This is a genomic window from Corallococcus sp. AB011P (genome assembly GCF_003611605.1).
GTDB lineage: Bacteria > Myxococcota > Myxococcia > Myxococcales > Myxococcaceae > Corallococcus > Corallococcus coralloides.
On the sequence record NZ_RAVX01000014.1, the window covers coordinates 102,644 to 124,801 of the forward strand.

20 protein-coding genes are annotated in these 22,158 nt (G+C 70.7%); 12 read left to right on the forward strand and 8 right to left on the reverse strand.

Annotated features, from left to right (window positions below):
- The first annotated feature begins 376 nt into the window (after nt 1-376).
- Together D7X30_RS28595 and D7X30_RS28600 are read left to right on the forward strand one after the other, a co-directional pair.
- Nucleotides 377-1,171 carry a class I SAM-dependent methyltransferase gene (locus D7X30_RS28595; protein ID WP_147443343.1) on the forward strand — a complete coding sequence of 265 codons (795 nt, stop codon included), beginning with the start codon at nt 377-379 and terminating at the stop codon, nt 1,169-1,171.
- Nucleotides 1,172-1,278: 107 nt separating this feature from the next.
- Nucleotides 1,279-1,479 carry a hypothetical protein gene (locus D7X30_RS28600; RefSeq protein WP_120525317.1) on the forward strand — a complete coding sequence of 67 codons (201 nt, stop codon included), beginning with the start codon at nt 1,279-1,281 and terminating at the stop codon, nt 1,477-1,479.
- Between the two features lie 70 nt (nt 1,480-1,549).
- Here D7X30_RS28600 and D7X30_RS28605 read toward each other — a convergent pair whose 3' ends face one another.
- The 7 genes from D7X30_RS28605 to D7X30_RS28635 all read right to left on the reverse strand — a co-directional run bounded on the left by D7X30_RS28605 (nt 1,550) and on the right by D7X30_RS28635 (nt 10,473).
- Nucleotides 1,550-2,875 carry a cytochrome P450 gene (locus D7X30_RS28605; protein WP_120566143.1) on the reverse strand — a complete coding sequence of 442 codons (1,326 nt, stop codon included), beginning with the start codon at nt 2,873-2,875 and terminating at the stop codon, nt 1,550-1,552.
- A 105-nt stretch (nt 2,876-2,980) separates the two neighbouring features.
- A complete protein-coding gene (gene menE / locus D7X30_RS28610; RefSeq protein ID WP_120566144.1) occupies nt 2,981-4,444 on the reverse strand; it encodes an o-succinylbenzoate--CoA ligase in 1,464 nt (487 codons plus the stop codon).
- 41 nt (nt 4,445-4,485) lie between these two features.
- Nucleotides 4,486-5,640 (reverse strand): o-succinylbenzoate synthase, encoded by a 1,155-nt coding sequence (gene menC / locus D7X30_RS28615; RefSeq protein ID WP_120566145.1) that lies wholly within the window; start codon nt 5,638-5,640, stop codon nt 4,486-4,488.
- A gap of 9 nt (nt 5,641-5,649) precedes the next feature.
- Nucleotides 5,650-6,558 (reverse strand): 1,4-dihydroxy-2-naphthoate polyprenyltransferase, encoded by a 909-nt coding sequence (locus D7X30_RS28620; protein WP_304984730.1) that lies wholly within the window; start codon nt 6,556-6,558, stop codon nt 5,650-5,652.
- Between the two features lie 8 nt (nt 6,559-6,566).
- Nucleotides 6,567-7,418: a 2-succinyl-6-hydroxy-2,4-cyclohexadiene-1-carboxylate synthase gene (menH, locus tag D7X30_RS28625; protein WP_120566147.1), complete on the reverse strand. Its 852-nt coding sequence runs from the start codon at nt 7,416-7,418 to the stop codon at nt 6,567-6,569.
- A complete protein-coding gene (gene menD, locus D7X30_RS28630; RefSeq protein ID WP_120566228.1) occupies nt 7,409-9,178 on the reverse strand; it encodes a 2-succinyl-5-enolpyruvyl-6-hydroxy-3-cyclohexene-1-carboxylic-acid synthase in 1,770 nt (589 codons plus the stop codon). Before menD ends, menH begins: the two co-directional genes overlap by 10 nt.
- Nucleotides 9,178-10,473 (reverse strand): isochorismate synthase MenF, encoded by a 1,296-nt coding sequence (locus D7X30_RS28635; RefSeq protein WP_120566148.1) that lies wholly within the window; start codon nt 10,471-10,473, stop codon nt 9,178-9,180. The genes menD and D7X30_RS28635 overlap by 1 nt, the downstream gene beginning before the upstream one ends.
- A gap of 147 nt (nt 10,474-10,620) precedes the next feature.
- Between D7X30_RS28635 and aroF the strand changes: the two genes are divergently transcribed.
- The 8 genes from aroF to D7X30_RS28675 all read left to right on the forward strand — a co-directional run bounded on the left by aroF (nt 10,621) and on the right by D7X30_RS28675 (nt 18,793).
- Nucleotides 10,621-11,517 (forward strand): 3-deoxy-7-phosphoheptulonate synthase, encoded by an 897-nt coding sequence (gene aroF / locus D7X30_RS28640; RefSeq protein ID WP_083892159.1) that lies wholly within the window; start codon nt 10,621-10,623, stop codon nt 11,515-11,517.
- A complete protein-coding gene (gene ubiE / locus D7X30_RS28645) occupies nt 11,514-12,203 on the forward strand; it encodes a bifunctional demethylmenaquinone methyltransferase/2-methoxy-6-polyprenyl-1,4-benzoquinol methylase UbiE (RefSeq protein WP_120566149.1) in 690 nt (229 codons plus the stop codon). The genes aroF and ubiE overlap by 4 nt, the downstream gene beginning before the upstream one ends.
- Nucleotides 12,204-12,306: 103 nt before the next feature.
- Nucleotides 12,307-12,783, forward strand: coding sequence for a shikimate kinase (locus D7X30_RS28650; RefSeq protein WP_233591829.1), 477 nt, complete (start codon nt 12,307-12,309; stop codon nt 12,781-12,783).
- Entirely contained in the window at nt 12,780-14,030 is a 1,251-nt protein-coding gene (locus D7X30_RS28655) for a shikimate dehydrogenase (RefSeq protein WP_120566151.1), read from the forward strand. The genes D7X30_RS28650 and D7X30_RS28655 overlap by 4 nt, the downstream gene beginning before the upstream one ends.
- Entirely contained in the window at nt 14,027-15,046 is a 1,020-nt protein-coding gene (gene aroC, locus D7X30_RS28660; protein ID WP_120566152.1) for a chorismate synthase, read from the forward strand. The genes D7X30_RS28655 and aroC overlap by 4 nt, the downstream gene beginning before the upstream one ends.
- Entirely contained in the window at nt 15,043-16,113 is a 1,071-nt protein-coding gene (locus tag D7X30_RS28665; RefSeq protein WP_120566153.1) for a 3-dehydroquinate synthase family protein, read from the forward strand. The genes aroC and D7X30_RS28665 overlap by 4 nt, the downstream gene beginning before the upstream one ends.
- Nucleotides 16,110-17,405, forward strand: coding sequence for a 3-phosphoshikimate 1-carboxyvinyltransferase (locus D7X30_RS28670; RefSeq protein ID WP_120566229.1), 1,296 nt, complete (start codon nt 16,110-16,112; stop codon nt 17,403-17,405). Before D7X30_RS28665 ends, D7X30_RS28670 begins: the two co-directional genes overlap by 4 nt.
- Nucleotides 17,406-17,491: 86 nt before the next feature.
- The gene (locus D7X30_RS28675; RefSeq protein ID WP_120566154.1) at nt 17,492-18,793 is read left to right on the forward strand and encodes a citrate synthase; all 1,302 of its coding nucleotides are present in this window, start codon (nt 17,492-17,494) and stop codon (nt 18,791-18,793) included.
- 81 nt (nt 18,794-18,874) lie between these two features.
- On the opposite strand, the gene D7X30_RS28680 is transcribed toward D7X30_RS28675, so the two are convergent.
- Complete coding sequence (locus D7X30_RS28680; protein ID WP_199724568.1) at nt 18,875-20,692, reverse strand: long-chain fatty acid--CoA ligase; 1,818 nt, start codon at nt 20,690-20,692, stop codon at nt 18,875-18,877.
- A 95-nt stretch (nt 20,693-20,787) separates the two neighbouring features.
- Here D7X30_RS28680 and D7X30_RS28685 point away from each other — a divergent pair, with 95 nt between their 5' ends.
- On the forward strand, nt 20,788-21,144 hold the full coding sequence (locus tag D7X30_RS28685; protein ID WP_233591831.1) for a hypothetical protein: 357 nt from the start codon (nt 20,788-20,790) through the stop codon (nt 21,142-21,144).
- A gap of 129 nt (nt 21,145-21,273) precedes the next feature.
- Nucleotides 21,274-22,068 carry a bifunctional nuclease family protein gene (locus tag D7X30_RS28690; protein WP_233591833.1) on the forward strand — a complete coding sequence of 265 codons (795 nt, stop codon included), beginning with the start codon at nt 21,274-21,276 and terminating at the stop codon, nt 22,066-22,068.
- Nucleotides 22,069-22,158 lie beyond the last annotated feature (90 nt).

Genomic DNA, 22,158 nt, shown 5'->3' on the forward strand with positions numbered 1-22,158 from the left:
GTCGTAAGTAATAATACCTATAATCTCCGGCAACCCCACTCCAGATACGCTGTTTCAACGCGTTCCTGGTTGCCTGCCCCCCCGAGTCAGAAACACCCGGCCTGCGTCATTCCGACCGCCTGATAATCAAACGCACCCCTCCAGAAACCTTGCAGGGCTGATCAGCACTCGCGGTCCGCTGTATGCTTTTCGCGCAGTGTTTTCCTGCAAGGCTTCAAAGTTTCGCGGCGGCGGCAGGAAAACAGGGGCTTGTTCAGATTCCCCGTACTGCGGATGTGTGCCAATGCCCCTGGAAGGCGCCCCTTGTACGTCGCTCGGGACTGCGGGACAGTGCGGGAGTTGTCTCCCCCTGAGCCCCTTGGAGCGCCCAGCGATTATGCCCAGACTGCAACTTTTTGAATTAGAGGATCAGCCCTGGTTCCCGAAGGTGCTGCGCCGGGGGGTGACGGACTTCCTCGCGTACGTGTGGAGCCTGTCGGATGACCGCTATTCGGAGTTCGTGAAGCGGCTCAAGGGCGCGATGGCGGCGATGGGCGAGACGCAGTTGTTGGACATGGCGTCGGGCAGCGCGGGGCCGGTGCCGAAGCTGCTGGAGATGCTGGAGTCGCAGGAGGGCTACCAGGCGACGGCGCTCCTGACGGACCTGTACCCGGAGGTCTCCGCGTTCGAGAAGGCGAAGGCGGCGAACCCGGGCCGCATCGACTACGTGACGACGCCGGTGGACGCGACGGCGGTGCCCGCGACCTACAAGGGCTTCCGCATCATGTGCAATTCGTTCCACCACCTGCCGCCGGACCTGGCGCGCAAGGTGCTGGCGGACGCCGTGGCCCAGCGCCGGGGCATCGCCATCATGGAGCTGGTGGAGCGGCGCGGGCCGGCCATCGCGATGACGGCGGCGGCGCTGATCAACGTTCCGCTGACGACGCCGTTCATCCGCCCCGTGCGCGCGGACCGGCTCGCCCTCACCTACCTCATGCCGCTCATCCCCATCGCGGCGGCGTTCGACGGCGTGGTGTCCTGTCTGCGCACGTACTCCGTGGAGGAGATGCGCGAGCTCACCCACGGTCTGAGCGACGACTACATCTGGGAAATCGACCGGCTCACCAACCCGGGGAACCCCTTCGGCCTGATGATGCTCATTGGCCGACCCGCCACCCCCTCGAAGGCCTGAGTGGCCTGTCAGCAGGAGGTCACTGACGCCCCGGGCCGACGCGGGGCGTCGTGATTTCCGGGTTTGGAGGGGGTTCAATGGCCGCTCCTTCAACGAGGAGAAGGCTCATGGAATGGCTCGAATTCAAGCGCTGGTCACCCGAAGTCCAGCACGCGCTGGCACTGCAGGCGGCCCGGTTGGGCCAGACGGCGATGCACGCCGAGCCGCCGCGGCCGTCCGCGACGATGGTCGCCGCGCACCGCCTGTGCACGCTGCTGCGCCAGTATCCGCGCACCAACCCCTGGGGTCACCCCGCGTCGGAGTGCTGAGACGCGGGCTGAAGCACCCGACCCGTCCGTGGGGGCACCACGGGCGGGACGGGAGCCTCAAGGGTGGCTTTCAGGCCCCGGTGGGGGTCCAGTTCACGCGCAGGTGCTGGATGGTGCGGATGGTCAGCGACTGCGTGTGGCCGAAGTCCGGGTTCTCCTCCAGCTTCAGGTCCGGGAGCTGATCCAGCAGCAGGTTGGTGGCGATGAGCGCCTCCAGCCGCGCGAGCGGCGCTCCGATGCAGAAGTGGATGCCCCGGCCGAAGCCCAGGTGCGTCGGGTGGTGCCGGGAGATGTCGAAGTGGTCGCCGTCCGCGAGCAGCGCGGAGTCACGGCTTCCGGACGCGTAGAGCAGCAGCAGCCGCGAGCCCTTGGGCAGCGCGACGCCCGCGAGCTCCACGTCCTCCATGGTGGTGCGGATCATCCCGTGCGCCACCGAGTCGAAGCGCAGCGTCTCCTCGATGAGGTGCGGCACCAGCGAGCGGTCCTCGCGCAGCCGCTGCCAGAGGCCGGGCTGGATCAGGGCCTGCTTCCAGCACTGGGCGAGCAGCGCGGTGGTGGTCTCGTGGCCCGCCGCCAGCATGCTTCCGGCGATGGCGATGATCAGCTCCGGCAGCGTGAGCGCTTCGCCGTCCGCGTCGGTGGTGACCAGGTAGCTGATCAGGTCGTCGCGGGGTTCGTCCGTCCGGTCGCGGATGAGGCGGGCGACGTAGTGCTGGAAGGTGACCCAGCTGCGGGCGAGCGGCGGCTGCTCTTCCGCGGGGACGCGGGTGAAGATCATCCGGAAGAAGTCGTCACACCAGCGCTTGATGTCCGCCATGTCCTCCTGGGGCACGCCCGCCATGCCCAGGATGACCCGCACGGGCAGCGGGTACGCGAACTCCGTCACCAGGTCCGCGTGCCCCTTGCGCGCGAAGGCCTGGATGAGCTCCTCGGAGACGGCGCGGATGGGGGCTTCCTGCGCGGTGATGCGCTGGGCGGAGAAGCCGCGCCCCAGCAGCTTGCGCAGCCGGGTGTGCGCGGGCGGATCCGAGTTGATCAGGCTGTCCGCCAGGGGATAGCCCTCGGCGAGCACCGCGAGCGTCGCCGGAGACAGCACCGAGCCCATGTTGCCCAGGTCCGCCGACGAGTAGCGCGTCGGATCCTTGAGCACGTGGCAGATGTCCTCGTAACGGCTCACCAACCACATCCCCAGCATGGGGTTGTAGCTGACGGGCGCGTCGCGCCTCAGCTCCGCGTAGAACGGATGTGGATCCTCGACATGCGGTCCCGCGAACGGGTTGTACTGGGCGCCCAGATGGGGGCACTTCATGGCACCAGCGGCGCTGCTTGCGCGCGCATCGATGTGGTTCGCCTCGGACTGCCCTTCCACCTTCACTGCTTCCACTGCGGTACTCACCGTGAGCTTCCTCTCAGGATCCCCCCACAGCGGAATATTATAACCCAACCTGACAGGTCTTCTCAGCGAGTCCTGTGAACCCCATCCATTACGAATTCAGGGTTGCTAGGACCCAGACTGATACGGGGGATGAGAGCGGGCGAGTTTCCTTAGGGTGGGGCGCTCCACCTTGCTCATGGCGTTCCGAGGCAATGTTTCAATTGCAACAAAGTGAGCGGGCACCTTGAAGCGCGCGAGGGACTGGCGGCACCAGGCGTCCAGGTCTTCGGGGAAGGCGTGGCCGGGGCGCAGGACGACGAAGGCCACGGGGACCTCGCCCCATTGGGGCTCCGGCACGCCGACGACGGCGGACTCCAGGATGGCCGGGTGGTTGGCGAGGACGGCTTCGATTTCAGCCGGATAGAGGTTCTCCCCTCCCCGCACGATGAGGTCCGTGCGGCGCGACAGGAGGGTGAGGCGCCCCTTCGCGTCCAGGACGCCCACGTCGCGGGTGCGCAGCCAGCCATCATGGAAGGCGTCGCGCGTGGCCTCGCGCTGGCGCCAATAGCGGGCCATGAGGGTGGGGCCGCGGACCTCCACGTCCCCTTCCTGGCCTTCACCGAGCGCCTCGCCGTCCGTCCCGACGATGCGGACCTCCAGTCCTGGGAGAGGCGGACCCGCGGTGCGGCCATCCGCCTCCGAGGGGCGCTCGGTGGTGACCTGGGAGCAGGCCTCGGTGAGGCCGTAGGTCTGGAGGGCCAGGAGTCCCGCGGCCCGTGCCCTCGTGAGTAGGGCCGTGGGCACGGGACCTCCTCCGATGAGCGCGCATTGGAAGGTCGCGGGCAGCCCGCGGTCCTGTCGCGCGTCCAGCACACGCTCCAGCGTGGTGGCGACGAAGCTGGCGTGGGACGCGCCCTCCGTGTCGATGGCGCGGTTGACGGCGTCCGCGTCGAAGCGCTCGTGCAGGAGGAGGCAGCCGCCTTCGTAGGCGGTGCGCGTGAGCATGGCCAGGCCGCCGACATGGAACAGGGGCAGCGTGCCCAGCCAGCGCGGTGCGGGGTGCGCGCCCAGGTTCGCGGCGGAGGCGCGGCATGAGGCTCGGAAGGCACCTTCCATGAGCACGGCGCCCTTGGGCCTTCCCGTCGTCCCGCTGGTGAAGAGGATGACCCTGGCCGTGTCCGCGTCCCAGGCGCGCTCGGGCACGGAGCAGGCCGCCACTCCGTTGGGGAAGGTCTCCAGGACCTCCGCTTCCGGGAGCCGGTCGCGAAGGGCTCCAAGTGCCAGCGTGAGCCGGGGCTCGACGTCTTCCAGCAGGGGGCGCAGCTCCGCCGGGGTGAGCCGGGCATTGAGCGGCGCGAATATCGCGCCCAGGCGGCCCAGCGCCCAGAAGAGGAAGGTCACCGCCGGGTGGCTCGTGGACAGCAGGGCCACGCGTTGCCCCTGGTCCACGCCTCGTGCGGCCAGGGCCCCCGTCCAGCGCGTCACCTCTTCGTCCAGCGCGCGGAAGGTCCAGGTCTGTCCCGCGAAGCGCAGCGCTTCCGCATGGGGACGCAGCCGCGCGCCTTCACTGATGGGGCAGTCGTAGATCATGGCCAGGCAGCTCCGTGAGTAGAACGGCCGCGGCTCACGGCTTAGCGGTCCCAAATCAGGTCTGGGTTCAGTCCCAGCCCGGGCAGGTCGCGCAGCCGCACGAGCCCCCGCCGGGGTTGATACGGATGGTCCTTCGGTTCGTCCGCGAAGAGCCGCCCCACGGCGAGGCCGGAGGCCAGGTCTCCTGACGGCAGCGCGGAGGCCAGGTGCGCGGCGCCCGCTCGGGCCACCACGCCGTCGATGGAGCTGGTGACGTACGCGTGCATGCCCAGGTGGGCCGCTCGCAGCGCCACCACCATGGAGGGCAGCAGCCCGCCGAGCACCATCGGCTTGATCACCACCGCGCCCACCGCCGGTCCGCCGCCCAGGTCCATCGTGAGGAGCGTGCGCACCGCGGCGGGCGTGGCGAGCGTCTCGTCCGCGGCGATGATGCACGGGGCTCGGCGCTGCACCCGCCACAGCGCCTGCAGATCCTCCGGCGGCGTGGGCTGCTCCACCAGCTCCAGGTCGTACCAGCCCAGGCGATCCAGGGCGCGGTTGGCTTCGGGCTCCGTCCAACCGCCGTTCGCGTCCAGACGCAGGCGCACACGCGGACCCGCCGCTTCGCGCACGGCCCGGACCCGGGCTTCGTCCGCGTCCAGCGAGCGGCCCGCGACCTTCACCTTCAGCGTCTGATAGCCCTCCTCCACCGCCGCTCGCGCTTCCTGGGCCAGGGCCTCCGGTTCCTCCGCGCTCAGCAGCGCGTTCACCAGCACCTCCTGCCGCGCTTCTTCGGCGAGCAGCCAGCACAGGGGCACGCCCTTGCGCTGGGCCACCAGATCCAGCAGCGCCAGCTCCAGGCCGTGCTGCGCGGCGGGGACCGGCTCCTCCGGGTCGATGCCGCGGATCCGCGCGCCGCGCTGGCGCAACTCCTCGCTGGCGGACGGGACGAGCGTGGCTTCGACGCCCTCGATGCTGTCCTCCAGCGTCTGCCCCTTGAGGGAGCTCAGCCACGCGCGCAGCACGGTGTGCGTGGTGGCCAGGGACTCCGTGCCGAACTCGGGCAGCGGCATGGCTTCACCCTGGCCCACGTGGCCGTCCTCGTCCCTCAGCCGCACGAGGAACCCGTCGCGAGTGGCGTAGGTCCCCCTGGCCGTCTTCAGGGGGTGGGCCAGCGTGAGGTGCAGCGGGATGAGCGTCGCTTCGATGATGCGCATGACGCCCCTTCAGCGCAGGTACAGCCCGACCGCGAACAGCAGTCCGAACACCATCTGTAGCTTCGCCGTCCCGCCCAGCGCGGGGTTGAGCGCCGCGCCCTCGGCCTTCAGCATCAGCTTCAGCGGCGGCACCACCAGCGGCAGGCTCAGGAGCGGCAGGAAGACCCAGGCGCTCGCATGGCCCTTGGCGAACAGCACGAACGGCGTGACGTAGGAGGCCACCAGCAGCAGCACGTACTCAGCCCTGCCGAAGCCCTGGCCGAAGCGCACCACCATCGTCCGCTTGTGGGCCTTCACGTCCGTGCTCGCGTCACGCTGGTTGTTCACCACGATGAGGCACGTGCCGATGGCGCCCACCGGCACCGACGCCCACCAGGCCGCCGGGCTCACGACACCGGCCTGCACGTAGTACGTGCCCGTCACCGCGACGATGCCGAAGAAGATGAGCACGAAGAGGTCGCCCAGGCCGAGGTAGGCCAGCGGAAACGGGCCCCCCGTGTACGAGTAACCGCACACCAGCGAGGCCACTCCGATGGCCACGATGGGCCAGCCGCCCACCGCCACCAGGTACAGCCCCACCAGCATCGCCAGCGCGAAGCACCCGAGGCCACCCAGCAGCACCGTGCCCGGCGCGATGAGCCCGCTCTGCGTCACGCGCTTGGGCCCCAGACGCTCCTCGGTGTCCGCGCCCTTCTTGTAGTCATAGAAGTCGTTGATGAAGTTGGTGCCGATTTGAATCAGCACCGCGCCCAGGAGCGCCGCGAGCGCGGGCACCAGGCGCCCCACCCCGTCACCGAAGGCGAGCGCCGTGGCCACCAGCACCGGCACCGCGCCCGCCGTCAGCGTCTTGGGACGCACGGCCATCAGCCACGTCTTCAACGTGGGCCGGGGAGGAGCCGCATCGGGAGGGGTGCTCACCAGGGTTGTCACGAGTGGATCGCCTCTCGCGCCAGGATGGCGTGTTCGAACTGCGGCGCTTCGTACCAGGGCGTCTGGAGGAACGAGAGCACTTCGCGCACGTACGCCTCCGGCGCCTCCAGGTGCGGGGCGTGGGTGACCCCCGCGAACGCGTGGCGCCACACCACCGGAAGCTCCGCCGCCATGCGCCTCGCCAGGGTCGTGAACTTCACGTCCTGCTCCCCGGTGAGCAGCAGCGTGGGCAGCCGCTGGCGGTGCAGCGCCGGCCAGTAGTCCGGCTGCACGCCCAGGCCCAGGGTCTCCAACGCTCCAACCAGTCCCTGCGCCGTGCACGCCTTGCGGCGCTCGCGCAGCGCGGCCTGCTCCGGCTCCGGCAGGCGGCGCAGTCCGTCGAAGAGCGGCAGCGCTTCCCACCTCTCCACGAAGGCGTCCACGCCCTTCGCGCGGATGAAGTCCACGAGCTTCGCGTCCGCCTCGCGCCGCTCGGAGCGCTCCTGGCGGCGGTGCAGCCCGGGCGAGCCGCTCTCCATGATCAGCCGGCCGAAGCACTCCGGCGCGCGCACCGCGGCGCCCAGCGCCACCCGCGCGCCCTGCGAATAGCCGAGCAGATCCACCTGGCCCCCCAGCTCGCGGGCCAGGCGGATCACCGCGTCCACCGTCTCCAGGAAGCCGTCGCGCCCCGCCTTCTCCGGCAGCGGCGTGCGGCCGTGGCCGGGCAGGTCCACCGCCACCACTCGCACGGAGCGGCCGAGCAGCGGACGCAGGTGCTCGAACGTAGCGCCGCTGCCGGTGAAGCCGTGCAGCGCCAGGAGCGTATGGGGGCCTTCACCCCAGATGTCATAAGCGAGCGTCACGCCCATGGTCCTTCTCCCAGTGCGGCGGCCATCCGCGCGAAGAGGTGTCGGTGCGCATCCACGTTGGTGGTCCGGTCCACCTGGACCTCCACCAGGTGGAGCCCTCCCTCCAGCCCGGAGCGCACCGCCGCGCGCAGGGCCGTGGGCGTCGTGGGCCGCTCGAAGCGGGCGCCCACGAGCGCCGCCGCGTGCGACAGGTCCACGCCGTGCGGCGTGCCGAAGAGGGCCTCGAACTCGTCCGGCTTCGCCACCTGCGCCAGCGGCAGGAAGGAGAAGATGCCGCCACCGTCGTTGTTCAGCACCACGACCGTCAGGGGCACGCGCGCCCGCGCCGCGGACACGAGCCCGCCCACGTCATGCAGGAGCGCCAGGTCGCCGGACAGGAGCACCGCGGGCCTTCCCGCCGCCGCGGCCATGCCCGCCGCGCTGGACACGATGCCGTCGATGCCGTTGGCGCCGCGGTTCGCCAGCACGCGCAGCGGCACGCCGCCACCGTGCGCGAACGCATCCACCGCGCGGATGGGCATGCTGCTGGACACGAAGAAGAGCGCGTTCGCCGGCAGCGCCGCCACCACCTCGCGCGCCAGCCGGGGCTCGGTCAGGACATCGGGCTGTTCGCCGAGCGCCTTCTCCAGCGCGTTGCGAGCCACCCGCTCCGCGTTGACGAAGTCCTGCGCCCAGCGGCCGGGGCCTCGCGACAGCCCTTCCGTCAGCGCGCGGCACGCGAGCACCGCGTTGCCTTCCACCACCCGCGCGGCCCGGTGCGCCGGATCGTACAGCGCGCCCTCGTCGCTGAAGACGGTGATGTCCGCGCCGGAGGTGTCCAGCCACTGCTGCGGCGACTTGGGCGTCAGGCCTCCGCCGAAGCGCAGCACCAGCTCCGGCGTGTGGCTCCGCGCGAACGGCTCATGCCGCAGGAGCGCGTCGTAGAGCGACACGGTCAGTGGGCCGCCTCCGTAGCGTGCCTGCGACGTGGCCTCCGCGAGCACCGGGTAGCCCGTGGCCAGGCTCAGCGCGGTGATGGCCTCCGCGAAGCCGTCGTCCTCGTCGCGGGGACCGCACACGATGGCGCCGCGCTCGGTGGCGGCGATGCGCGCGCGCACGTCCTCCAGCACCGCCGCGTCCGGGGCCCGTGAAGAGGGCGCGATGCGGATGAGGGGCGCGCTCGTCCGCCCTTCCCTCGCGAGCGCCGTCAGCTTCTCCGCGCCGAAGTCCTGCGCGATGGGCGCCAGCGGTTCGCGGAACGGCACGTTGAGCTGCACGGCCCCCCGGGGCGCGCGGCACGCGGTGCTCACGGCGCGGGCGGCCGTGGCACGCAGGTGCGCGATCGCGGGGCTGCTCGCCTCGGGCAGGCCCACGTCCGCGAACATCCTCGCGAAGTCGCCGTAGAAGCGAGCCTGGGGCACCGTCTGCGGCGCGCCCCAGCCCTGCAGCTCCAGCGGCCGGTCCGCCGTGAGGATGATCAGCGGCACCTGGGCCATGGCCGCCTCGATGACGGCCGGGAAGAAGTGCGCGCCCGCCGAGCCGCTCGTCGCGACCAGCACCACCGGCTGACGCGACTGCTTCGCCATGCCCAGCGCGAAGAAGCCCGCGCTCCGCTCGTCGATGACGGACCAGACGCGCAGGCCCGGCGTGTGCGCGCATGCGAGCGCCAGCGCCGAGGAGCGCGAGCCCGGACACACCACCGCGTGCCGCACGCCGCCCCGCACCAACTCCTCCAGGAGCGCTCGCGACCACAGCACGTTGAGGTTGGCGTCCAGGGACATCACCGGCCCCCCAGCGCGCGCAACATCGCCAGACTCTTCATCTCCGTCTCCCGCCACTCGGACTCCGCGCTGGAGCCCGCGACGATGCCCGCGCCCACGAAGAGCCGGGCCTTCGCCCCGCGCACCAGCGCCGAGCGCAACGCCACCACCAGATGCGCACGCCCGGGGCCCACCCAGCCCACCGGTCCCGCGTACCAGCCCCTGTCCAGCGACTCGTGCTCCACCAGGAACGACAGCGCGCGCTCGCGCGGCGTGCCGCCCACCGCCGGCGTGGGGTGCAGCGCCGTGACGACCGTCGCGGTGTCCACGCCGTCCGCCAGCTCCGCGCGGATGCCCGTGCGCAGGTGCACCACGTTCTTCAGCGCGAGCACCGACGGCTGCGCGTCCGCGGACACGCTCGCCGCCACCGGCGTCAGCGCCTGGAGGATGTAGCGCACCACCGCTTCATGCTCGCGCCGGTCCTTGTCGCTGGCGTCCAGCGCCTCCGCGCCGCCCGGCGCCGCGGACCCCGCGAGCGCCTCCGTCTCCAGCCTGCGCCCGTCCACCCGGCACAGCGTCTCCGGCGTCGCGCCCAAGAAGCCCGTGCCGTCCGGCGCGCGGAAGAGGAACGTCGCGCATCTGGGGTTCTGCTCACGCAGCCGCGCCAGCACGTCCACCACGTCGAAGGGCTCCGGCCCCTCCGCCTCCAACGCCCGCGCCAGCACCACCTTGTGCAGCTGGCCCGCGCCAATGGCCTCCACCGCGCGGTCCACCAGCGCCTCGAAGTCCGGCCGCGACGAAGCCGTGCGCAGCGCGACCGGCGCGCCCAGCGGGTGGCGGTAGGACTGAGGGAAGGCCGCTCGCACGCGCTCCAGCCGCGAGCGCACCACGTCCTCCGCGCCCGGCCCCTCCGGCGCGAAGACCGCGACCGCCAGCGCGCTGCCCTCGCGCCACACCAGCACCTCCGGCAGCGTCCAGCGCGCCAGTCCATGCGAGCGCCACTCGCCCTCCACCGGCTGCGTGGGACTGAAGCGCATGCCTCCGAACCAGGGGCCCGGCATTCGAGGAGACACCGCGTCCAGCCACCGCACGCTGTCGTGCCCGAGCGCGCCCAGCACCGCCGCCAACTCGCCGGGCGCATGCGCCTCGAGCACGCCCGCCTCGCCCCACCCCGCCACCGCCTCGCGCGCCACCGGCCGCTCCCAGTACACGGAAGGAACGCCGAGGCTGCCCGCCCCGGCCAATGGATCCACTCCAGGCAGGGGCATCATCCCGGCGACCCATCGCGGGCCCTCAGCGGGACTGAGCGGCGTCATCAGCCATTCTCCTGAACCTCGGGGGATGCGAGTGACATCACCTTCGATTGTCTTCTAAGCGATCTCGGCTATACATGCACCAAGGAGTTCAAAACCGCTTGAACTCCATGGGATCTGAATTCCAGTAACTCCAGCGAGGGAGCCGCCGTGGGAGGCCAGCAACCAGACGACCCAGCCGGGCGGCGTGACCCGGGTGCACACCGCGTCCTTCGCGCAGCGCGTCCAGCCGGCACGCGCGTCCAGGTGGGGGCCGTGGAGGTGGGTGGGCCCGGCTTCGTGGTGATGGCGGGGCCGTGCGCGGTGGAGGGCGCGGAGCAGCTGGAACTGGCGGCCCGCGCGGTGGCGCAGGCGGGGGCGCACCTGTTGCGAGGGGGCGTGTTCAAGCCGCGCACCAGTCCGTACGCGTTCCAGGGCATGGGGGAGCCGGGGCTGAAGCTGTTGGTGGACGCCGGACGGCGCCACGGCCTGCCCATCATCAGCGAGGTGATGGAAACCGAGCAACTGCCCCTCATGGCGCAGCACTCGGACATCCTCCAGGTGGGCGCGCGGAACATGCAGAACTTCGGGCTGCTGCGCGCGCTGGGGAAGCTGCGCAAGCCGGTGCTGCTCAAGCGCGGGCTGTCCGCCACGGTGCAGGAGTGGCTCAACGCGGCCGAGTACATCCTGGCGGGCGGCAACGAGCAGGTGATGCTCTGCGAGCGCGGCATCCGCACCTTCGAGACCGCGATGCGCAACACGCTGGACCTGGCCGCGGTGGCGTGGGCGAAGGAGCGCACGCACCTGCCGGTCATCGTGGATCCGTCACACGCCACGGGCATCCCGTCGCTCATCGCGCCCATGTCGCTGGCGGCGGCGGCCTGCGGGGCGGATGGATTGTTGATTGAAGTCCATCCCCGGCCGGAGCAGGCGTTGTGCGACGGTCAGCAGGCGATGTCGCCCGGGGATTTCGCTACGTTGATGCAACGGCTGCCGGGCGTGCTCGCCGCGGTGGACCGTCACCTTTGGACGCCGGCGGGGCCGGCACAGATCGCGGGGGCGCGATGAGCACCGAAGTCCGTCAGATGTTCTCCTCCATCGCCACGCGCTACGACGTGACGAACGAAGTCCTCTCCTTCGGCATCCACCGGCTGTGGCGGCGCACGGCGGTGAAGCTCAGCGGCGCGAAGGAAGGCAGCCAGGTGCTCGACTGCGCCACCGGCACGGGCGACCTGGCGCTGTCGTTCAAGCGCAAGGTGGGCTCCACGGGCCGCGTGGTGGGCACGGACTTCTGCCCGGAGATGCTGGAGAGCGCGCCGGCCAAGGCGGCCAAGGCGGGCCTGGACGTGGAGTTCCAGGTGCAGGACGCCATGTCGCTCACCCTGCCGGACAACAGCTTCGACGTGGCGTCCATCTCCTTCGGCATCCGTAACGTGGATGATCCGGTGAAGTGCCTCCAGGAGATGGCGCGCGTGGTGCGCCCCGGAGGCCGCGTGGTGGTGCTGGAGTTCGGCCAGCCCACGGGCCCGTACGGCGCGCTGTTCCGGTTCTACAGCAAGACGGTGATGCCGGCGATTGGCGGCCTGCTCACGGGCAACCGCGCGGCGTACCAGTACCTGCCCCGCACCGCCGCGGCCTTCCCCGCCGGCGAGCGCTTCCTCTCCCTGATGGACCAGGCCGGCGCCTACTCCGAGCGCGCCGCCCACCCCCTGCTGTTTGGAACCGCCTACGTCTATGTCGGAACCGTCCGTTGAGGCGCGGCGCCTCCTTGTCTCGCAAGTCGTCGCGTCGGTAGACCCCAGACTCCAGCAAGTGCTCCAGGGGGCTCTTTCGTCCCCGGGGCCCTGCCCCCGCCCCGTGGGCGAGCAGACCGTCGTCATCGCGGGCCACCGCGCGGCCGGCAAGACGCGCCTGTTGCCGCTCGTCTCGAAGCTGCTCGGACGTGCTGGCCTGGACCTGGACGCGGAGCTGGAGCGCCGGCACGGGCGCCCGCTCCGCTCCTGGGTCGCGGAGTCCCCCACCACCTTCCGCGCCGCCGAGCGCGAGACGCTGGGCCTGCTGCCCCAAGGCAGCGTGGTGGCGGTGGGCGGAGGCTTCCTGTCGCACCATCCGGAGGCGCTCGCGGGGCACTTCACGCTCGTCGTCCCCGTCACCTTCGACACGTACCGCGAGCGGCTGATGGCGGACACCACGCGCCCGCGGCTGCGCACGGATGTGTCGCTGGAGGAGGAGCTCCACTCGCTGTTCCATGAACGCGAGGCAATGCACGCCCGCGTCCCCACCATCTCCCTGGCGGACTTCCTCCGGGGCTGTCTTGCCCAGGAGCCCGCATGATGGCCACCCGGCGCATCATCACCCTGCCCCCCACCCTCACCGGCGCGGATGCCGTCACCTTCGCGCGCGACGGCCTCAAGCGTGGCGCGGACGTCATCGAGGTGCGGACCGACCTGCACGCGCCCGGTGACATCGATCCGGACGCGCTCGCCCGCGTGATGCCGCTGCTCGTCTCCGAGCGGGGCAAGCCGCTGCCCGCGCCGTGGGTCCAGGCCGCGTGGCGCGTGGACCGCGACGTGGAGCGCGCGCAGGACATGGACGCGCCGCCGGGGAAGCTGCTCGCGTCGCACCACGCGGAAGGACCACTGACGACCGCGGAGGCGCTCCGGCGCTGGTCCCGCCCCATTCCGCCGGACGCGCTGGTGAAGCACGTGGAGCCCATGGACGGGCCCGCGCACCTGGACGTGCTGCTGGAGACGCAGGCCGCGCTGTCCCAGCGCTTCGGCGCCGAGCGAGTCACCGTGCTGGGCATGGGCCCCGTCGCCATCCCGGCGCGCGCGGTGCTCTCGCGCAGGAACGGCCTGGAGTACGTGGCCATGGGCGGCCCGTGGACGGCGGCCCCGGGACAGCGCCTGCTGGACGACGTGGTGCGCGAGCACCGCAAGGCGAAGGACCCGCACGCGCTCCGCCTGGGCATCCTGGGCACGGCCATTCCGCACTCGCGCTCGCCGCGCATCCACCGTCAGCCTTTCGACCGCATCGACCTGGCCGAGGACGCACCGGTGGAAGCGGTGGTGGACGCGATGCTGCCGCACTACGCGGGCTTCGCCGTGACGAGCCCGTTCAAGATGCGGCTCGCGAAGCACACGGGCTCGTCGCTCGACGCCATCAACACGCTGGTGCGCCGGGGCTCGCGGTGGGAGTCCTTCAACACCGACACGGAAGGAGCGCGCGCGGTGCTCAAGCGCCTGGGCGCGAAGGACGTGGCGGTGCTGGGCGACGGCGGTTCCACGCAGGCCCTGCGGCTGGTGGCCGCTGAACACGGACTTGCCCTGCGGGTCGTCAAGCGCGCGGAGATACAAGCCCCGCTGTCCGGGGATTGGGTCTGGACGTGGCCGGACCGCGTGGCCGCCCCTGAAAACCTGAGATTCCAGGGGGCACGCGTGGCGGTGATCGCATACGGTGCTCCCGGCCGGCGCGTCGCCGCGGAGATCGTTCGCCGCGGGGGCACCCCTCTCCTGCTAGGTGCGGCGTGGTTCGTCGCCCAGGCCCGGCGGCAGCGACAACTCTGGGAAACGGCGACATGAATACCTTTGGCACCCTCTTCCGGTTGACGACCTTCGGCGAAAGCCACGGTCCCGCGCTGGGCTCCGTCATCGACGGCTGCCCCGCGGGTGTTCCGCTCACGCGCGAGATGATCCAGGCGGCGCTGGACCGCCGGCGTCCCGGGCAGTCCGCCCTGGTGACCCCGCGCAACGAGCCCGACACCGTCGAGATCCTCTCCGGCGTCTTCCAGGACAAGACGCTGGGCACGCCCATCGCGGCCATCGTGCGCAACGCGAACCAGCGCTCGCAGGACTACAACCAGCTGGCCAGCGTGGACCGGCCGGGTCACGCGGACGCCGTGTGGCGCGAGCGCTACAAGCACCGCGACCACCGGGGCGGCGGCCGCACCAGCGGACGTGAGACGCTCTGCCGCGTCATCGGCGGCGCCATCGCGGAGGCGTACCTCGCGCGCGACCTGCCTTCGATCAGCACCGTGGCCTACGTCTCCCAGGTGGGTGAGCTGGTCGCTCCCGTTCCGGCGCCGGGCCTCACCCGCGCCATGGTGGACGCGCACCCCACCCGCTGCCCGGATGAAGCCGTCCGTGAAGAGATGGCCCGACAGATCCTCGCCGCGAAGGAGGCCGGGGACAGCCTGGGCGGATCCATCGACGTGCGCGTGGAGGGCCTGCCCGTCGGCCTGGGCGAGCCCATCTTCGGCAAGCTCAAGGCGCTCATCGCGCAGGCGCTGGGCAGCATTGGCGCCGTCACCGGTGTCGTGTGGGGCCCGCCGGATCTGATCCAGCGCCTTGGCCAGCCCGGCACGAAGTTCCACTCCGTGAAGGACGCATACGGCGGCATCCAGGGTGGACTCGCCAACGGTGAGCCCATGCAGGTGCGCGCCTTCTTCAAGCCGCCCGCGACGCTGGCGGATCACGCCAAGGGCGGCCGTCACGACCCGTGCATCATGCCCCGCGCCGTCCCGGTGCTGGAGGCCATGGTGTCGCTCGTCATCGCCGACCTCGTCCAGCAACTCAACGCCCGCCCCCACTCCGCATGAGCCCGCTTCCTCCCGGTTCCTACAGCCCCCCCAACGACCGCTGGGGTTCCTTCACGAAGCTCGCCGCCCGGCTGCCCGAAGGCAGCGTCGCCGTGGTGGACCGCACCGTCGCGCGCTTCCACCCCACGCTCATCCCCGCCATCGAGGCCCGCAAGCCGCGCGCCATCATCCAACTGGTCGGCGGTGAGCGCGCCAAGAGCCTCATCTCGCTCCAGAAGGTGCTCGCGGGCGGCATCACGCTGCCGCGCTCCGGCACGCTCGTCGCCGTGGGTGGTGGCACCGTGGGCGACGTGGCCACCGTGGCCGCGCACCTGCTCAAGCGCGGCGTGCGGCTGTTGCAGGTGCCCACCACGCTGCTCGCGGCGGTGGACAGCAGCCTGGGCGGCAAGGGCGCGGTGGATCTCGTCGTGCGCGGCCGCGTGGTGAAGAACCCCGCGGGCGTCTTCCACTACGCGGATGAGACGTGGCTGTGCCCGGAGCTGTACGCCACGCTGTCCGACGCGCAGGTGCGCGAGGGCTCCATCGAGGCGTGGAAGATGGTCGCGTCGCTGGATGCGCCCCTCTTCAAGCGCTACGTGCGCACGCCGCCGAAGCTGGAGAAGCTGGTGAAGGACGCGCGTGGCCTGAAGGAAGGCGTCTGCGCGAAGGACCCCTACGAGCACCAGGGCCTGCGCCGCGTGCTCAACTTCGGCCACACCTTCGGCCACGTGCTGGAGAGCCTGTCGCGCTTCAAGCTGTCGCACGGCGACGCGGTGGGCCTGGGCATCCTCTGGGCCCTGGACGTGGGCCGGCACCTGGGCATCACCCCCGAGCCCGTGGCGCACGAGGTGGAGCGCGCGCTGGCCCGAGGCCCGGGCGTGCTCGGCCGCGACCGCGCCGCGGAGATCGCCCAGCGCGCGTCGCTGAAGGACGTGGTCGCGCTCCTGGACGCCGACAAGAAGGCCGGCGCCAACGGCGAGCTGCGCATGGTGCTGCTCACCGCCGTGGGCACCGCCGAAGTCGTGGATGTGCTGCCGAAGACGTGGCGGGCCCTGTGGCCCGCCTGGACCCGTGGAGCCCGCCCTTGAGCCACGCCTCGCCGAGCCGCCTCACCGTCGACCCGAGCGCCTTGAGCGCCTCACCGCTCACCCCGCCCGTGTCGAAGTCGGACGCCCAGCGAGCCCTGGTGTTGGGACACCTCACGGGCGCCTGGCCGCTGCCGTCGGTGCAGGCGGAATCGGACGAGGACCTCCCCGCCGACGTGCGCGTGCTGCGCCGGGGCGTGGAGGCCCTGCGCCTTCCCGCGGGCCCCGTGCGCGACGTGGACTGCGCGGACGGCGGCGCCCCCTTTCGCATCCTCGTCACGCAGGCCGCGGTGACGCCCGGCGCGCGCGTGCGCTTCACCGGCACGCCCCGCCTGGGCGAGCGCCCGCACGGCCCGCTCTTCACGTCGCTGAAGCAGGCCCTGGGCCCCGCGGGCCTGACACTCACCGAAGGCGCCCCGTGGCCGGTGGAGCTGCACGCGCCCCAGGACACCACGAAGGCCGCGCCGGTGTTCCGGGTGCCGGGCGCGCAGAGCAGCCAGTACGCCTCCAGCCTGCTGCTGGGCTGCGCGGAGCGCTTCCTCCGGGAGAAGCGCGCGTGGAGCGTGGAGATTGAAGGCACGCTCACCAGCGCCGGCTACATGGACCTCACGGTGGCGTGGCTGCGCCGCTTCGGCTTCACCGTGGAGCAGACCGAAGGTCACTATTCCGTCACGGGTTATCAGGCGCCCGAATCCGTCCCATCACTGCCAGGCGACTGGTCGTCACTGGGCTACCTGGTGCTCATCGCCTGGCGCACGGGCGGCACGGTGGAGCGCGCGGAGCCCCAGAGCGCCCACCCGGACCAGGCGATCCTCCGGCTGGCCGCTGAAGTGGGTCTGAAGATGCTCCCCTCGGGCGCGCCCAACACGTGGCGCTTCGAGGGCGAAGCCACGGGCGAGCTGCGCGCGACGGGCAAGGAGTGCCCGGACCTGCTGCCCACGCTGGCGGCGCTCGCGTGCGTGCTGCCCCGGCCCACCACGCTCAGCGACGTGGGCATCCTGCGGGTCAAGGAGAGCGACCGGCTGGAGGGCATCCGCACGTTGGTGGCGGCCTACGGCGGCACCACGGAACTGTCGGCCGGAGCCGACAGTGAGTCGCTCCGCATCCTCCCGCCGAAGGTGAAGCCCGCGCGCTTCGCCATGGACAGCCGGGGTGACCACCGCCTGGCGATGTCAGCGGCCACCCTGTGTGTGCTGTCCGGGGTGCCTCTGGATCTGACGGGGCCGGAGTGCGTGGAGAAGAGCTTCCCGGGCTTCTGGCGGCAGCTCGCGCGGGCCGGCGTCCGCTATTCCTGAGCGGGAGCGCGGACCGGAAACTTCGCCTCTAGGACTTATCGTTCTTTTTTGTTGAAAGCGTCTGCCGCCCTGTGAAATCTCCGCCCATGCCCAAGGACACGCTGACCGTCACCGACAATCGGACCGGGAAGACGTACGAGATCCCGATCGAGAACGGCTGTATCCGCACCCCCGACCTGCGCCAGATCAAGACCGGCAGCGACGACTTCGGTCTGATGGGTTACGACCCTGCGTTCCTGAACACGGCGAACTGTAAGAGCGCCATCACCTTCATCGACGGCGACAAGGGCATCCTCGAGTACCGCGGCTACCCCATCGAGCAGCTCGCGGAGAAGTCCTCCTTCCTGGAGGTGGCCTACCTGCTGCTGAAGGGCGAGCTGCCCACGCAGAAGGAGCTGGAGAACTTCACGTTCAACGTGACCCACCACACGCTGGTGCACGAGAACATCAAGTCCTTCATCGACGGGTTCCGCTACGACGCGCACCCCATGGCCATGCTGGGCTCCACGGTGGCGGCGCTGTCCGCGTTCTACCCGGACGCGAAGAACATCAAGGACGCGCGCAGCCGTGAGATCCAGATCACGCGCCTCATCGCGAAGATGCCCACCCTGGCCGCGTTCTCGTACCGGCACGCGATGGGCCTGCCGTTCGTCTACCCGGACAACGACCTGTCCTACGTCGCCAACTTCCTGGCGATGATCAAGCGCATCGGCACGAGCGCCTTCAAGGTGCACCCCACGCTGGAGAAGGCGCTGGACGTGCTCTTCATCCTGCACGCGGACCACGAGCAGAACTGCTCCACCACGTCCGTGCGCACGGTGGGCTCCTCGCAGGTGGACCCCTACTCCGCGGTCGCCGCGGGCGTGGGCGCGCTCTACGGCCCGCTGCACGGCGGCGCCAACGAGGCGGTGCTCCGCATGCTCCGCGAGATTGGCAGCAAGTCCGCCATCCCGGAGTTCATCAAGCAGGTGAAGGGCGGAGAGGGCGAGAAGAAGCTCATGGGCTTCGGCCACCGCGTCTACAAGTCCTACGACCCGCGCGCGAAGGTCATCAAGCGCGTGGCGGACGAGGTCTTCGACGTGACGGGCAAGAACCCGCTGCTGGAGATCGCGCTCGAACTGGAGCGCATCGCGCTCGAGGACGAGTACTTCGTGAAGCGCAAGCTGTACCCGAACGTCGACTTCTACTCGGGCCTCATCTACGAGGCGATGGGCTTCCAGGCGGAGATGTTCCCCGTCCTGTTCGCCATCCCCCGCACGGTGGGCTGGTGCGCGCAGTGGGAGGAGATGGTGACGGACAACGAGCAGAAGATCGCCCGTCCCCGTCAGGTCTTCACCGGCGCCGCGCGCCGCGACTACGTGGCCCAGGACAAGCGCACCGGCAAGTAGTCGCCGGTGGCGGTAACAGCCACTGAAGCACGAAGGGGCGCGGGACTCGAAGCTTGAGTCCCCCGCCCCTTTCGCTTTGCCCTACCCGTGGGCCGCGGCGGCCCCGGGCTCGCGGTAGAGCGCTTCGATGACGTCCGCGTACTTCTGCTCCACCACCTTGCGGCGCATCTTCATGCTGGGCGTGAGCTCCCCACCGTCGATGGAGAATTCCCCCGGCAGCACGCGGAAGCGCTTGATGGTCTCGAAGCGCGACAGCTTCGGGTTCACGTCCCGCTCGAAGGCCTCCTGCAGGTGCTGCTGGAGCCGCGCGTCCTTCACCAGCGTGGCAATGTCCTCCGGCCAGCCCTTCTCCCGCGCCAGCTTCCGCACCCGGTCCGGCTCCAGCGTCACCAGCGCCACCAGGTAGTTGCGCCTGTCCCCCACCACCAGCGCGTGGCCCACGGGGGACACGGCCTTGAGCAGCTCTTCGATGTTGGCGGGAGACGTCTTCTTGCCGCCGGAGGTGACGATGATCTCCTTCTTGCGCCCGGTGATGCGCAGGAAGCCCTCGGAGTCCAGCTGCCCCACGTCGCCCGTGTGCAGCCACCCGTCCGCCAGCAGCTCCTGCGTGGCCTCCGGGTTGCGGTGGTAGCCCAGGCACACGTTGCCGCCCTGGACGAGGATCTCCCCGTCCTCCGCGATGCGCACCTCCACGCCCAGCATGGGGCGGCCCACCGTGCCCATCCGGGCGCACTCGGCGGTGCTCACCGTGGCGGGGCCGGACACCTCCGTCATGCCCCACACCTCCAGCAGGACGACGTCGATGGAGGCGAAGAAGTCCAGCACGTCCCGGCCAATGGGCGCCGCGGAGGTGGAGAACAGCTTCGCCTTCTCCAGGCCGATGCGCGTCTTCAACGGCTGGAACACCAGCCGCTGGGCCAGCGCGAACTTGGCCTCCATGAACGACGGGACGCGCTCCTGGCTCAGGATGCGCGTGTTGCGCTCCAGCGCCGTCGCGCGGGCCCACTCCACCAGCCGGCGCTTCAGGGGCGGCTGCGCGGCCAGTCCCTCCTCCGCCTTCGTCTTGAACTTCTCCCAGACGCGCGGCACCGCAAAGAAGACGGTGGGGCGCACCTCCGTGAGGTTCTTGCCCAGGGCATCCAGCGAGTCCGCGAAGTACACCTGCGTGCCCATCAGGAGCGGGCTGTGCAGGGAGACGATCTGCTCCGCGACGTGCGACAGCGGCAGGTACGACACCAGCCGCTCGTCCTCCATGTCCTGGAAGCCCATGGTGTCGCCCAGCTGTTTGGACGTCCAGGCGAGGTTGCGGTGGCTGAGCGCCACGCCCTTGGGCTGGCCGGTGGTACCGGACGTGTAGATGAGCGTGGCCAGCGCGTCCGGGTGGAGCGCGTGGACGCCGTCCCAGTAGGGGGCTTCATCCGCGTTCGCGCCGGAGGTCAGCACGTCCGTGTAGCGCAGCACGCCTTCGGGCAGTGGCGTGGGCGCGTCCACCACGATGAGGTGCTTGAGCGCTGGCAGCCGCTTCTGGACCTCCAGGCCGGTGGCCAGGTGCTTCGCGTTCTCCACCAGGAGGAAGCGCGCCTCGCAGTGGCCCAGGATGTAGACGAGCTGGTCCACGCTGCTGGTGGTGTAGAGCCCCACCGGCACGCCCCCCAGGGCCATGGCCCCCAGGTCCGCGACGTGCCACGCCTCGCGGTTGAAGCTCAGGATGCCCAGCGGGTCGCCGTCCTGGAACCCCAGCGCGTGCAGCCCCAGGGCGAAGCGCTTGACGCGCTGGGCATAGTCGAACCACGAGGTGGGGACATAGGCGCCTCCATGGCGGGACCAGAGCGCCGGGCGGTGTTCCAGCCGCGCGGCCTGGTCATGGAGCGCATGCAGCATCGTCTTGGGCAGGTCCATCTGGCGAAACGTAGTGGAAGCTCCCCGCCCGTTCTACGTCCCCCCGTCTCAGGCGTTGACAGCATGTTCACCGGCTTTGTATGCCGCGCCCGACCATGAGCATCGACTTCACCTGCCAGAAGTGCGAGGCCAGCTTCGAGTTGGAAGCCCAGGACCTCATCGAGGGGACGGAGAAGATTGTCTGCCCCCACTGCGACGCGAAGGCGCCCGCCAACCTCTCCGAGGACTTCGTCGCCGCGCTCACGGAGATGCGCGCGCAGATCGCCACCCTGAGCAAGAAGTTCGCGGTGACGATGACGCTCGAAGCCGAGGAGCTCGAGGACGAGCTCGACGACGAGGACGAAGACGAGGAGGAGTCCGACGAGGACGAGGACCTCGACGAGGACGAGGACGACGAGGAGTCCGAGGACGACGAGGACTACGACGACGAGGAGCCCGAGGACGACCGCTAGTCGCCTCGCGCCCCTTCTTCCCGGCTGCCCGCCCGCCCTCCAACCGGGTGGGCCAGGGCCCGGGGGCCGCTCGCGACGGCAGAGGGGCGGTGCCCTCCCGGTGAAGGGGGAGGTGCGTAGCTTAGGGATGTGAAAACGTCCAACCGCGCCAACGTCTTCGTCGCTCCGTTCACGGCCGTGGTGCTGGCGCTGGGGGGAGCGTTGTTCCTTCCCGCGTTCGGGATCCCCGGCGCCATCGCCGCCTCCGAGCCGGCGGAAGGGAACAAAGAGAAGCCCTGCGTCACCGAGAAGGGCAGCGACCCCAAGGCCTGCTCGGAGCTGGTGGAGCTGGAAGTGAAGGACGTGGTGCCCTTGATGGAGGCGCAGACGCACGCCGTCGTGCTGACCACCAAGGACGGGGAGACGGTGCTCCCCCTCTTCGTGGACGAGGGCGCGGCGGTCTCCATCGCCTTCCGCCTCGCGGAGCGTCCACCCCCGCAGCCGCTGTCCCAGGATCTGCTGGACGACGTGGTGAACAAGCTGGGCGGCAAGGTCACGGAGGTCCGCATCGACGACCTGCGTGACAACGTCTACTCCGGCCGCGTCTTCCTCCAGCAGGGCAAGAAGGAGCTGGCGCTGGACGCGCGGCCTTCGGACTCCATCGCCATGGCCATGCACAGCCAGGCCCGCATCCGCGTGACGCGCAAGGTGCTGACCATGGCGGGCATCACCCGCGCGGAGATTGAAGCCCTCCAGAAGCAGCAGGACCTGGGCGTGGGTGGCAGCGGCGGCCTGGGTGAAGAGGACATGGGTCCTCTGCCCCCGCCGCCTCCCATGGGCCCCAGCGCCGGCCACCCGAAGCCTCCCTCGGAGGACATCGGCATGGACCACGCCACGAAGCCGCTGATGGAGCCCATGGGCAAGGGCCAGGAGATCGACCTCTAGCCGTTCGCGAAGAAGCCACCCTGGAACGATGAAAGCCCGGCCCCCCCTCCCAGGGTTGCCGGGCTTTCTTCGTCTCAAGCGTCTGAGAGC

Bases quoted from the DNA above. Each gene is read 5' to 3' on its own strand.
- D7X30_RS28675 (WP_120566154.1), top strand. From the start codon at position 17,492: ATGCCCAAGGACACGCTGACCGTCACCGACAATCGGACCGGGAAGACG.
- ubiE (WP_120566149.1), top strand. From the start codon at position 11,514: ATGAGCACCGAAGTCCGTCAGATGTTCTCCTCCATCGCCACGCGCTAC.
- D7X30_RS28680 (WP_199724568.1), bottom strand. From the start codon at position 20,692: ATGGACCTGCCCAAGACGATGCTGCATGCGCTCCATGACCAGGCCGCG.
- D7X30_RS28655 (WP_120566151.1), top strand. From the start codon at position 12,780: ATGATGGCCACCCGGCGCATCATCACCCTGCCCCCCACCCTCACCGGC.
- aroC (WP_120566152.1), top strand. From the start codon at position 14,027: ATGAATACCTTTGGCACCCTCTTCCGGTTGACGACCTTCGGCGAAAGC.
- menH (WP_120566147.1), bottom strand. From the start codon at position 7,418: ATGGGCGTGACGCTCGCTTATGACATCTGGGGTGAAGGCCCCCATACG.
- menE (WP_120566144.1), bottom strand. From the start codon at position 4,444: ATGATCTACGACTGCCCCATCAGTGAAGGCGCGCGGCTGCGTCCCCAT.
- D7X30_RS28595 (WP_147443343.1), top strand. From the start codon at position 377: ATGCCCAGACTGCAACTTTTTGAATTAGAGGATCAGCCCTGGTTCCCG.
- D7X30_RS28685 (WP_233591831.1), top strand. From the start codon at position 20,788: ATGAGCATCGACTTCACCTGCCAGAAGTGCGAGGCCAGCTTCGAGTTG.
- D7X30_RS28635 (WP_120566148.1), bottom strand. From the start codon at position 10,473: ATGACGCCGCTCAGTCCCGCTGAGGGCCCGCGATGGGTCGCCGGGATG.
- menD (WP_120566228.1), bottom strand. From the start codon at position 9,178: ATGTCCCTGGACGCCAACCTCAACGTGCTGTGGTCGCGAGCGCTCCTG.
- D7X30_RS28665 (WP_120566153.1), top strand. From the start codon at position 15,043: ATGAGCCCGCTTCCTCCCGGTTCCTACAGCCCCCCCAACGACCGCTGG.
- menC (WP_120566145.1), bottom strand. From the start codon at position 5,640: ATGCGCATCATCGAAGCGACGCTCATCCCGCTGCACCTCACGCTGGCC.
- D7X30_RS28600 (WP_120525317.1), top strand. From the start codon at position 1,279: ATGGAATGGCTCGAATTCAAGCGCTGGTCACCCGAAGTCCAGCACGCG.